Origin of the sequence: Methanoculleus sp. UBA291, assembly GCF_002499755.1 — an archaeon.
GTDB lineage: Archaea > Halobacteriota > Methanomicrobia > Methanomicrobiales > Methanoculleaceae > Methanoculleus > Methanoculleus palmolei.
Genome location: NZ_DANC01000042.1, coordinates 1 through 11,823, shown reverse-complemented (window position 1 = coordinate 11,823; position 11,823 = coordinate 1). Strand labels below are relative to the sequence as shown.

11 protein-coding genes are annotated in these 11,823 nt (G+C 62.5%); 8 read left to right on the top strand and 3 right to left on the bottom strand.

The genetic code is table 11. From position 1 onward, the window contains the following. Window positions 1-16 precede the first annotated feature (16 nt). Together BP737_RS10315 and BP737_RS10310 are read right to left on the bottom strand one after the other, a co-directional pair. The gene (locus BP737_RS10315) at window positions 17-463 is read right to left on the bottom strand and encodes a DUF5804 family protein (RefSeq protein WP_292407413.1); all 447 of its coding nucleotides are present in this window, start codon (window positions 461-463) and stop codon (window positions 17-19) included. 289 nt (window positions 464-752) lie between these two features. Beyond that, window positions 753-1,925 (bottom strand): proteasome-activating nucleotidase, encoded by a 1,173-nt coding sequence (locus tag BP737_RS10310; RefSeq protein WP_292407417.1) that lies wholly within the window; start codon window positions 1,923-1,925, stop codon window positions 753-755. Between the two features lie 38 nt (window positions 1,926-1,963). Here BP737_RS10310 and BP737_RS10305 point away from each other — a divergent pair, with 38 nt between their 5' ends. The 4 genes from BP737_RS10305 to BP737_RS10290 all read left to right on the top strand — a co-directional run bounded on the left by BP737_RS10305 (window position 1,964) and on the right by BP737_RS10290 (window position 6,940). After that, the gene (locus BP737_RS10305; protein ID WP_292407420.1) at window positions 1,964-2,359 is read left to right on the top strand and encodes a DUF126 domain-containing protein; all 396 of its coding nucleotides are present in this window, start codon (window positions 1,964-1,966) and stop codon (window positions 2,357-2,359) included. 249 nt (window positions 2,360-2,608) lie between these two features. Beyond that, a complete protein-coding gene (locus BP737_RS10300) occupies window positions 2,609-2,995 on the top strand; it encodes a rubredoxin (protein WP_292407421.1) in 387 nt (128 codons plus the stop codon). 244 nt (window positions 2,996-3,239) lie between these two features. Next, window positions 3,240-6,440, top strand: a complete 3,201-nt coding sequence (locus BP737_RS10295) for a tetratricopeptide repeat protein (protein WP_292407441.1) — start codon at window positions 3,240-3,242, stop codon at window positions 6,438-6,440. Further along, window positions 6,437-6,940 (top strand): FKBP-type peptidyl-prolyl cis-trans isomerase, encoded by a 504-nt coding sequence (locus BP737_RS10290; RefSeq protein WP_292407444.1) that lies wholly within the window; start codon window positions 6,437-6,439, stop codon window positions 6,938-6,940. The genes BP737_RS10295 and BP737_RS10290 overlap by 4 nt, the downstream gene beginning before the upstream one ends. 3 nt (window positions 6,941-6,943) lie before the next feature. On the opposite strand, the gene BP737_RS10285 is transcribed toward BP737_RS10290, so the two are convergent. Then, entirely contained in the window at window positions 6,944-8,263 is a 1,320-nt protein-coding gene (locus BP737_RS10285) for a hemolysin family protein (protein ID WP_292407447.1), read from the bottom strand. Between the two features lie 147 nt (window positions 8,264-8,410). Between BP737_RS10285 and BP737_RS10280 the strand changes: the two genes are divergently transcribed. The 4 genes from BP737_RS10280 (at window position 8,411) to BP737_RS10265 (ending at window position 11,527) form a co-directional block, all read left to right on the top strand. Next, a complete protein-coding gene (locus tag BP737_RS10280) occupies window positions 8,411-8,959 on the top strand; it encodes a redoxin domain-containing protein (RefSeq protein ID WP_292407450.1) in 549 nt (182 codons plus the stop codon). A 131-nt stretch (window positions 8,960-9,090) separates the two neighbouring features. After that, entirely contained in the window at window positions 9,091-9,882 is a 792-nt protein-coding gene (locus BP737_RS10275; protein ID WP_292407453.1) for an N-formylglutamate amidohydrolase, read from the top strand. A 69-nt stretch (window positions 9,883-9,951) separates the two neighbouring features. Next, a complete protein-coding gene (locus BP737_RS10270) occupies window positions 9,952-11,217 on the top strand; it encodes a RecQ family ATP-dependent DNA helicase (RefSeq protein WP_292407456.1) in 1,266 nt (421 codons plus the stop codon). Between the two features lie 85 nt (window positions 11,218-11,302). Continuing rightward, on the top strand, window positions 11,303-11,527 hold the full coding sequence (locus BP737_RS10265) for a PspC domain-containing protein (RefSeq protein WP_292407459.1): 225 nt from the start codon (window positions 11,303-11,305) through the stop codon (window positions 11,525-11,527). Window positions 11,528-11,823: the final 296 nt, after the last annotated feature.

The following is an 11,823-nucleotide window of genomic DNA, read 5'->3' as shown; positions in this document are numbered from 1 at the left end:
CGACGCCCCGGCCGCCCTACCCGGTCGGGTACTCCTCTTCGGTGCACCAGACCTCAAGCACCGTATCGCCGGGCTCGACCCGGTCGGCATACGCCTCCGGCGTCGTGCCTTCCCCCATCCAGCTGGTATCAACCATATGGTCTCCCGAGATCCGATAGAGACACCGGTACCTCCACGGAGCGGCGGGTCTCACGTCCCGCTCGTAGATCTGCCCGGCAAGGCCGGACGAGCAGAAGACCCCCCCCTCCGCGGGCTCGAAGAGGACCTCTTCGACGTAGCGCTGGATGTACCACCGGAGTTCGGAGACGAGAGCAAGCGCACTCCCGAGAGACGCCGTCCGGATGCGCATCCCGTATGCCAGATGGTCGGGCTGGTAAAAACGGAGGGCCTTCCTGCTGGTCTCGGATTTGAGCAGGGTAGCGTAGAGGTCAACCCCCTCCGGTTGAATGAGGAGGACGTTCATTGCATAGTTGTGGGAGCACGAGGTCGATAAGACTTCCTTCGATGCTGCCCCGGAACTCCATCGGCAGGAGGACAGATGAGAGAGTCTTCTCGCGGAGATCGAGGTTAAGACTTGAAAGCCCGGTACACTGGACTGTGATGACTATCGCAACGGGGGTCCCCCTCCCTCCAATGGCGATACCCTGGAATCCATGCATCGTTCATGTGACTGAGGGATGGAATACGACGGGCTGAAAGGCCGGTTCAAGCACCGTCAGGTGCGGACAAAAAAGAGTGGCGGGAGAATCCCGTCAGATATACATGCGGCTGTCGGGCGCCGCCGCCTCGCGCTTCACTTTCTTGATCGCCGCAAGGAAGTCGGCCTGTTCGACGGCATCGGCGTTTCTCCTGATCGCCATCATACCAGCCTCGCGGCAGATCGCCTGCAACTCCGCACCGGTGGTGCTCCCGGCGCGTTCTGCAATCGCGGCAAGGTCCATGTCCCCGGAGAGCGCCATCTTCGCGGTGTGGATCTTCAGGATCTCAAGGCGCGCGCCGGCATCGGGGAGCGGGACCTGGATGATCCGGTCGAACCGGCCCGGACGGAGGAGAGCCGGGTCCAGCATATCGATCCGGTTCGTCGCCGCCATGATCCGGACGTTGCCGCGGTTCCCGAACCCGTCCATCTCCGCCAGGAGCTGCATCAGCGTCCGCTGGACCTCGGCGCTGCCGGAGGTCCCGTCGTTCGTACGCATGCTCCCGATCGCATCGATCTCGTCGATAAAGACGATGGCCGGAGCGCGTTCCCGGGCGAGGATGAAGAGTTCACGGACGAGCTGCGCACCCTCCCCGATGTACTTGTGGACGAGTTCGCTTCCGGACATCCTGATGAACCGGGCGTTGGACTGGTGGGCGACCGCCTTTGCAATCAGGGTCTTTCCGGTACCGGGCGGGCCGTAGAGAAGGATACCCTTCGGGGGCTCCACGCCGATGCGTTCGTAGATCTCGGGCTTCGTGAGCGGGTACTCGACGGCTTCCCTGACCTCCTCGATCTCCTCCCTTAGACCGCCGATCTGCTCGAACGTTACGCTCGGCTGCTCGTCGAGCTCCATAACCCTGATTCTCGAGTCGTAGACGTTGCCGATAGTCTTGACGATAGAGAGGGTATTGTTCACAGCCACCTTCATCCCGGGCTTAAGAGTGCGGTGGAGTCGTGCATTGACTGCGGTAACGTATTCCTGGTTGTTGCCCTGCTGCCGGAGATACACTTCGCCGTTCTCAAGCACATCGACCACAGCGGCAACAAACAGCGGCACGCGCTTTAACTGAGCGTTCTCTTTCCGGAGCTGCAGGAGTTCCTTTTCCAGCAACTCGTTTTTAAGTTTATAATCCAGGATCTGCGCCTTTAGATCCTGAATCTGGAGCGTAAGCATGTCGTGCTCGCTGCCAGGAGTGTTGCCAATGGTTTCGTCCATGTCACTCATATAGTTGGATCTCCAACCTCATATTATAGTGTGGTGAAATGATCGTGCAGGGCAGAAGCATATCCAGGGGTCTTGGCAGCGGAGACCTCCTTGTCTCGTCCGAACCCATATCGTTCCTCTCGGGCGTCGACCCGGAGACCGGCACCGTAGTCGAGCGCGGGCACCCGCTGGAGGGGCACTCCATTGCCGGGCGCGTGCTGGCCTTCCCGTACGGAAAAGGCTCGACGGTCGGATCCTACGTGATCTACGCATTAAAGCAGAACGGGTATGCTCCTGCGGCGATCATCAATACGGAGGCCGAACCGATCATCGCGGTCGGGGCAATCATTGCAGGTATCCCCATGGTTGACCGCCTGCCGCCGGAGTTCTCCGGCCTTGCCCCCGGAACCCGGGTGACGGTGAACGGGGACACCGGCGAGGTCTCCTGCGACTGAGACCGCGCGAGGGCCGGGGCGGTTTCCGTTTTGCCGTACCCGATTCGCTCCCCCTGCCGGCGGCATCGAGAAACCGTGTATATTCTCAAAGTCTTCTTTCGGACGTAGAGCGGCGGCAGCAGAGCCCTGTATGGATAGCGGTCACGCGCGACGCCGGGACAATCCACGCGAAGCCTTATCTGATAAGCCGCCTTTCAGGAGCGCACCCCACGACTGTGCGGGTGGCTATCTTGAAGGAGTGTGACCGGCATGGAGAAGGTGAAGCGATACCGGTGCAGGTACTGCAACTACATCTACTCGCCGCTGCGGGGCGAACCTCACCGCGGCGTCCCGGCAGGAACCGCGTTTGAAGACCTGCCGGAGGACTACGTCTGTCCGGTCTGCGGTGCGACCGGCAAAGGGCCGATCGGGGCATGGGGGTTCGAGCCCTGGGAGCCGACGAAGTTCGTCTGCAAGATCTGCGGCTACGTGTATGACAAAAACCGCGGCGAACCGCTCCGGGGGTACCCGAAAGGCACTGCGTTCGAGGACCTGCCGGAGGACTATGCCTGCCCGATCTGCGGAATGGACCAAAAGATATCGAGTTTCTACGGCCCGGTCGGCAAATCGCAGTTCGACCCTATTCTGGACGTTTGAACGGAGATGGGCGGTTTGTCCCGCCTGTCTCCCGGGATCTCTCTCGCCATGACCGTTGCGTGTCGATTGCCGGTACCCCTCATATCACCCCGGTCCCATAACCGACGCAGACCGGTCCTTTCAAGCAGCGGCCGGCGCATCAACCTTGAGAAGAACATCGATCACCGGGAGAAGAGAAAACCGATCACAGAGGATATAACAGTGAATACTCGCATACCTAACGAACAACAGCAAAGGGTGCCGGATGGATTTCTTCGGTAATATACTGGGGCAGGGGAAGAACGTCAACCCCGCGATACAACAGGGAACCGCGCAGTTTGAGGCCGGGAACTACGGTGAGGCGGTGAAGAGCTTCGAGAAGGCGCTCAAGGTTGATCCTGAAAACGGTCCCATCCGCCGGGCCATGGGCGAGGCGCTCGCCTGTCTCGGCAGGGACGACGAAGCCGTGGACTGGCTGCGGAAAGCGCTCGAATCGTCTCCCGGCGATGCCGGGATACTGCGGACACTGGGGCACGCCCTCTCCCGAACCGGCAACTACGAGGAGGCGGCCGGGTGTTTCGCAACGGTCATCGAAGACAACCCCGCGGACACGAACGCCTCCTGCTGGCAGGGCGAGATGCTTGAGAGGCTCGGTCGATACGCCGACGCGGCGGCCGCCTACCGGCGGGCACTGGAGGGAAACCCGGAAGACGGTGTCCTGCGGGAGAAACTCGGAAGGATGCTCGAACGAACCGGGAATTACCGGGAAGCAGCGGTCAACTTTGAGAGAATCCTTCGGGAAAACCCCGACAGCACCGAAACCCTCGCTCGAAAGGGGAACGCCCTCCTCTACCAAGGGAACTACCCCGAAGCCGTCGACACGTTCAACAAGGTGCTCGACAAAGAACCCCGCAACCTCGATGCACTCTACGGCAAAGCCCTGGCGCTCGAGCACACCGGCCGGTTCCAGGACGCCGCCGGCTGCTACCGGGAGATCGCCGCCGCCGACCCTGAAAACCTCCCCGTCCGGTACCGTTGCGGCTCGCTGCTCCTCCGGGCGGGAGACTACGCAGAGGCGATGGAATGCTTCGATAAGGTCGCCCTCGCCGCTCCGGACAACATCCCGGTGCGCTACTCCATGGGGCTGGTCTACGATACGCTCGGCCGCTATGACCGTGCGGTGAAGAGTTTCGACCAGATCCTGAAACACGACCAGAGTCAGGTCCAGGTCTGGTACGTCCGCGGCATGGCGCTCTTCCGCCTGGGCCAGTACGCCGAGGCGATCCGGTCGTTCGACCGCGTACTTGAGAATCAGGCAGCGACCGGGATGAAGTGGATCGGGAGCGGCACCGACCTTGCGCTCTTTGAGAAAGACGGGTCGGCGGCTTTCGAGAAGTCGAAGCCGTTGAAGTTCGATGCCCGGAGCGAGAACGTCCTGAACTGCCGGGGGATTGCGTTGCTTCACCTCGGCCGGTACGCGGAAGCGGAGGAGGATTTCGAACGCGTTCTTGCGGCCGACCCCGGGAACGCTGTCGTCCTGCAGCAGAGCAGCACCGCACTTCTTCACCTGGGGAGGTATGACGAGGCGAACCACCGCCTGGACGCGGTTCTTGAAAAAGAACCGCAAAATGCCGTTGCCCGGCTGATGAAGGCCGACATCCTCATGAACCTCGGCCGATACGGCGACGCCCTGGCATACCTTGAACAGGTGCCGGGTGCCGGAGACGACCCACACTTCCTGCACAGGAAGGGCGATGCCCTGGTGCACCTCTCCCGGTACGCGGAGGCGGCGGAGGCGTTCGGTGCCCTCCTCGGGATCAATCCCGGAGATACGGCAGCCGAGAAGAGCAGGGGAGAGGTGCTCATGCACCTTGGCGGGTATGAGGAGGCGCTTGCCTGCTTCGACCGGGTGCTTTCCGGAAACCCGGCCGACCGGGCCGCCCTGCTCGGCCGGAGCGGGGCGCTCGAACGCCTCGGACGATACGGGGAGGCGATTGAAGCGATCAACCGGGCGGCGGAGGCAAGCCCGGGAGACACCGGGGTAATTGCCCGGAAAGCACGGGTCCTCGAGGACCTCGGGGACTATGCTGCAGCGGCCGACTGCTACAAAACCCTTCTTGCAGCCGATCCGGATGCGGGGGGATACCTGGTGAACCGCGGGATCGTCCTGACCGCGCTCGGGCAGTATGAGGAAGCGGCCGGGTGCTTTAAACAGGCCACCGTCGCGGAGCCGGACAACCTCTTTGCATGGTTTAACCGCGGCCGGGCCCTGGAGAAGATGGGACAGGACGCGGAGGCGGCGGAGTGTTATACGCGAGTGACCGACGGGCGGCCGGCGGATACCGGTGCCTGGTTTGCGCTCGCCGTCACGCTCGCACGGCTCGGCAGGCACCAGAGGGCGATTGAGTGCTGCGACCGGGTGCTCGACTCCGATCCCGCGAACGCGGCGGTTGCAAGGGTCCGGGCGGAGATGCTGGAAGCCGTCGGCAGACACGCGGAGGCGGGCGAAGCCTACGAGCAGTACCTGGAGATCACGCCCGACGACCGGGATGCGAGAATGGCGTTCGGCATGGCGCTCGAGCGGGACGGAAGATTCGGCGACGCGATCAGGCAGTACGCGCTGGTGCTCAAGGGCGATGAGCATGATGCCGGGGCATGGAACACCCTCGAGAGCGCTCTTGTGCATATGGGGCGCTACGAAGAGGCGCTGGAGTGCTCCGAAAGCATCCTCGCGGTCAGCCCGGAGAACAGGGTTGCCTGGCAGCGGCGCGGAGAGATCTTCATGTGGCTCGGGCGCTACGCCGATGCGGCGGGATGCTTTGAGAAGGTGATCCAGGCGGACCCGGCGGATACCCTTACCCTGCGGAGACTCGGGGAAGCGTACGGGAGGGCCGGCAGACATGAGGATGCCCTCGATGCCTACACGCGGGTGCTGGAACTGGAACCGACCAGCATCGAGGCCCTCCATGCCCATGCATCGGCCCTCATCCATCTCGGCCGGTACGGGGAGGCGGTTAAGTCGATTGATAAGGTCATCGTTCTCCAGGCCGAGAACCCTGCCGTCCTCTTCCTGCGGGGGACGGTGCTCGAGAAGGCGGGCAGATACGACGACGCTCTGGCCAGTTACGAGAAGGCGCTCTCGATCGCTCCGAAGAACGCAGCCTTCTGGAACGCCACCGGGATGCTCATGGACGCGCTGGAAAGGCACGATGATGCCCTCAAGGCGTTTGATACGGCTATCGAACTGGGCGACGGCGACACCCATGCCTGGTTCTGCAAGGGGCTCGCCCTCGGTCACCAGGGGAAGTACGAGCAGGCGGGCGCCTGCTTTGATAAGGTCCTCGCGGCGGAACCCCGTCACGCCCGGGCATGGTACCTGAAAGGAAAAGCACTTGACCGGCGGGGCAGGTTTGCGGAAGCGGTAGAATGCTTCAAGAAGGCGCTCGATAACGGAGGGGACCTATGAAGAGAACGCATGTGTTCGGTCTCCTCCTGCTGATCGCGTGTATCTTCGCCTTCTCCTCGGGCTGTGTCGGGCAGGCATCGGTGAAGTCGGGAGATCCGGTAACGGTCCACTACACCGGCACGTTTGAGAACGGAACGGTCTTTGACAGTTCCGCCGACGGCGAACCGCTCAGGTTTACCGTCGGCCGCGGGGAGGTGATCCCCGGGTTCGAGGCGGGTGTCGTCGGGATGCAGGTGGGGGAAACGAAGACCCTCCATATTCCGGCCGACCAGGCCTACGGACCATACCGGGAGGATCTCGTCTTTGACGTTGATCCGGCCGGCATCACCGGCGGAGAGAACCTGACCGTCGGAGAAACGGTCGAGTTAACCCTGCCGGACGGGCGGGTTCTGCCGGCGCAGGTCGCCGGCATCTCGCCCGATGCAATCACCATCGATGCGAATCATCGCCTTGCAGGCGAAGACCTGACATTCACCGTCAGCCTTGTCGGGATCGAATGACCGTCACTCCTCTTTTTTCTCATCGCCGGCAGCCTCCGGCGTGACGAGCACCTTATCGACCCGGTGGCCGTCCATATCGAGAACCTCAAACCGGAGGTCGTTCCAGGAGAACCAATCTCCGGCCTTCGGTGTCCGCTCGAGGTACATCATTACAAACCCACCGAGGGTCTGGTAGTATCCACGCCCCTCCCCGGGCAGGGTACCCACGCCGAGGAGGTCGTGGAACTCATCGACCGGGAGCAGCCCGTCGAGGAGCCATGACCCGTCTTCACGGTGAACCGCCGGGTTTTCGGACGGGTAATCGACCGAGGGAATATCACCGACGATCGATTCCATGAGGTCGTGCACCGTAACCAGCCCCTGGATGCTCCCGTATTCGTCGGTGACAAGGGCGATCCGCGCTCCGGAGGTCTTGAACTTCTCAAGGACCGTGAGTGCAAGGACACTCTCGGGAACGAAGAGAGCGGGTTCGATTGCCTCCTCAAGGTCCGGCGGCTCGCCCGCGATCATCCGTGCCCAGAGGCCGCGGACCGAGACGATGCCGAGGAGGTTGTCCAGGTGCTCACGATAGACCGGAAAATAACTGTGTTTGGACTCTACTATCTTGCGCCAGTTCTCTTCGGGAGGGTCTTCCACGTCCACGGCCACGATGTCGGGCCGCGGGGTCATCAGCACGCTGACCCGCCGGTCGCCGAGACGAAAGACGCTCTCGACCATGTCCTGTTCCGCTTCCTGAAACACTCCCGCCGCGGTGGCCTGCCCGATCAGGACCCTGACGTCCTCCTCCGTAACCTCGGGCCCTGTCGGCTTACGCACCCCGAGCACCGTAAGGACCGCTTCGGTTGAAGCGCTCAGCACCTGGACGAGGGGTGCGGCGGCCAGGGAAAGGACTCGTATCGGGCGGGAAACAAAGGATGCAATCCGCTCGGCATTGGTCATAGCCACCCGCTTCGGCACCAGTTCGCCGATCACCAGCGTGAGGTAGGTGATGCCCACGACGACGATCACCCCCGCCAGCGGGCCGCTATAGGGGGCAAACAGGGGGATTTCGGCGAAGACTTCTGCGAGAGGTCCCGCGAGCGTCGCCCCGCCGAAGGCCCCGGAGACGATCCCGATGACGGTGATGCCGATCTGGATGGTGGAGAGGAACTGCGTCGGCTCTCTGGCAAGATCGAGGGCGGTCGCCGCCCCGGCGTCGCCGCCGGCTGCTTTCTTCTGCAGACGCGCTTTTTTTGCGGAGACCAGCGCAAACTCCGTCATCGAGAAGAAACCGTTTGCAAGTATCAGCAGGATGATGATCAAGATACTGGTAGCCACGGGCATTGTATTATTCTCACAGGCAGGAGTCTTAAACCTGCGGGACTTGCGGCGGGCATATAACGCCCGCGGACAAACGGCCCGATCACGGAGTCCTTCACCCGAAGGAGACCTGCAGGTAGTCTGTGCGGCGGACCCGGGAGGGGCTCGACCATGAGAAATGTTTATCATGATCGGGACCGGAGTCTCTACCCGGGTGAATGTGCGATGGTCGAGATCGGCGAACTTGCTCCGGACTTCTCGATACCTGACCAGAACGGGAATGAAGTCCGGTTATCAGACTTTCCGGGAAAGCGGGTTATTCTCTCGTTTCACCCGCTGGCCTGGACCAGCATCTGCGCCAGACAGATGAAAGCGCTGGACGCGCATCAGGAGGCGTTCAATGCCCTCTCTGCTGTCGCACTCGGCATCAGCGTGGACTCCGCCCCCTGCAAGCGGGCGTGGGCGGAGAGTCTTGGTATCGAGAAGACCCGTCTCCTTGCAGACTTCTGGCCCCACGGTGAGGTGGCACAGATCTACGGCGTCTTTGACAGCGCAAAGGGCTATTCCCGGCGGGCCAACATTGTTATCGACGAATTCCGGCGTATCGTGTTTGTCGGGGGGTACCGGGCGACGTTGGTGCCCGATATGCAGGATGTCCTTGACGTTCTCCAGGCACAGGAGACAAGCAGGCGGGTAGAGGAACAGGCGCCGGAGATATAATCATTTCACGTTTTTCCGCGAGGAAGAGACCTCTTTCCGGAGCCGATGCGCTTTTGTACCGGGTATCACCATACCTTCAATGAGAGCATGAGCGTCAGTTCCCGGATCTGCTTTGCGGGAGGGGTGATGGGGTGAGCGACCGATACCCGTTCCTCATCTCCATCCCCCACGGGGGTCTCTGTGTGCCGCCCGAGGTCCACGGCCGTATCAACCTCTCCCGGCAGGAGATCCTGTTCAACAGTGATCCCCATACCCGCCGTATCTACGGGTTCGACGGCAGAGTGGCGGCTCTGGTTGATTTCGACGTCTCCCGGATCTTCGTCGACACCAACCGCCCGCCCTACGATTATCCGCCGCGGGCTCAGGACGGCGTGGTCAAGGTCATTACGCAGGACGGGACCCCGATATACCGGAAGGGCCGGACGCCCGACATGGAGGTGATCGGGTCCCTCCTGCAGAACTACTATTATCCGTTTCACGAACGGCTGGCCGGGGCTCTCAATACCGATTCCATCGAGATCGCCTTTGACTGCCACAGCATGCTGCCTCACTCTCCGCCGGTCAGGATGGACGCCGGACGCCCGCGCCCGCTCTTCTGCCTGAGCAACCGGGGGGACCGGAACGGGAAGCCGCAAAAACCGGGCAGTCTCGTGACCTGCCCGCCGGTGTGGCTCCAGGCGCTCGCCCGGTCGTTCCAGGCGGAATTTGACGGCGAAGGGCGGGTCGTGATGAACGACCCCTTCCGGGGCGGGTTCATCACGGTGGCGCACTACCGGCAGAGACGGACCCCCTGGGTCCAGGTCGAGATCAACCGCGGCCTCTACGAGGCCGAGGGGCGCGAGGTCGACGAGGCCCGGCTTGCCGATCTCCGGGAGAGGATCTTCTCCGCCGTCGCCGGCTTCTGGGACGAGATATCGAGATAGAGGATCTCGCCGGATCGAGCCCCGTTTCTGGCCGAAGATACTATGCCGGCGGAGCGCCTATGTATAGTGATGGATCGCCCTCGCCTGATCCTGCAGCGTTACTTCGGACATACGGCATTTAAGCCCTATCAACGGGAGGTAATCCGGGACCTCCTCGCCGGGCGCGATGTCCTTGCGGTTCTTGCGACCGGAGGCGGCAAGTCGCTCTGCTACCAGGTCCCCGCGCTCATCGGCGACGGCGTTACGCTGGTGGTCTCGCCCCTCATCGCCTTGATGAAAGACCAGGTCGACGACCTGCAGGCCCGCGGGATCGGCGCGGAAGCGTTGAATTCTTCGGGGTCCTACACAGCGACGCGCCGGATCCTCTCGGACCTGGACGAGAACCAGGTCCAGATCCTCTACGTCTCGCCGGAGAAAGCGGTCGACGGTGATTTCCTCACGCTCCTTGCATCGCTTCCCGTCACGCTGATCGCGGTCGACGAGGCGCACTGCATATCGATGTGGGGGCACCAGTTCCGCCCCGAGTACCGGTCGCTCGCGGTCCTCAAGGAGCGGTTCCCGGAGGTTCCGATGGTTGCCCTGACGGCGACCGCGACTCCGGACGTCCGTGAGGACATCGCACGCCAGCTCAATCTTTCGGACCCTTCGGTCTACGTCGGGAGTTTCAACCGGGAGAACCTCAGGTATGCCGTCGTCCCGAAGGAAGAAGACGCAGACGCATACGAGCGGCTCCGCGTCTATCTGCGGGGTCGGAAGACCGGGACCGGGATCGTTTACACCGCGACGAGGGAAGGGGCCGAGACGCTTGCGGAACGGCTCCGGGCCGACGGCGTTTCGGCGCTCCCCTACCATGCCGGGATGACGGCGGCGGCCCGGGCCGGGACGCAGGACCTGTTTATCGACGGGAAGGTCCGGGTTGTCTGTGCGACGAGCGCGTTCGGGATGGGCATCGATAAACCGGACGTGCGGTTCGTCGTTCACTACGATATGCCGAAGACGCTTGAAGCCTACTACCAGGAGAGCGGCCGGGGGGGGAGAGACGGGCTGACGAGCGACTGCATCCTCTTCTACCGCGACGAAGATGCAAAACGCCTCCGCTCTTTGATCGACCGCGACCTCCCGTCCGAGTTCCAGCGCGAGGTCGCACGCGCGAAACTGCAGAGGATGGTGGACTATTGCACCACGACGGGGTGCCGGAGAGCGATGCTCCTTGAATACTTCGGGGAGCGCATCGCCTCTCCCTGCGGCGGCTGCGATGCCTGCGCCCCGTCAAGAAAAGCACGCCGTCGATCCGGGTGCCGGAAGCGCGGCGCTGTCGGTTCCGCCTCCGGGTGAGCCGATGGGCATCGACGCTCATTTCTCCCGCTTCCGGGGAAAAATCTATTATATTGACGAGAGAAAGAACATTCTGGGAGTTGTCATGAAGAAGTTAACCCGTTCAACGACCGACCGGTGGATCGCCGGCGTATGCGGCGGCATAGGAGACTACCTTGAGATCGACCCGAACGTCATCCGGGTGATCTGGGTCATAATCACCGTAGCCACGGGATTCGTCGCGGGCATTGTCATCTACATCCTGCTCTGGCTCATCCTGCCGGAGCAGGGCCAGGCGCGACCCGTCGAAGCGCCTGCAGCAGAAGCATAATGGCGGTCCGGGGTTGGCCGGCCCCAATTTTCCCCGCATGCCGGGCTTAACGTTCTTTGATCGCTCATCCGTGCGTGCACGACTTTCCACCGGGCTTGCGCACCTTCGGTGTTCGTGCTCCGTTCCGGAGGAACGTCGCATATCCCACCCCTAATGACGAATCCTCCACGGTTCACTGCATCCGGCTTTTCCAGTGTCCTAAAAGTGTTTGGACTGATTGTTCGCTCACCCGTGCACGGATTCCCACCGGGTATCGCAACCGGGGGAGGGGTTGGAGGGGAGGGGGGTGAGCCCCT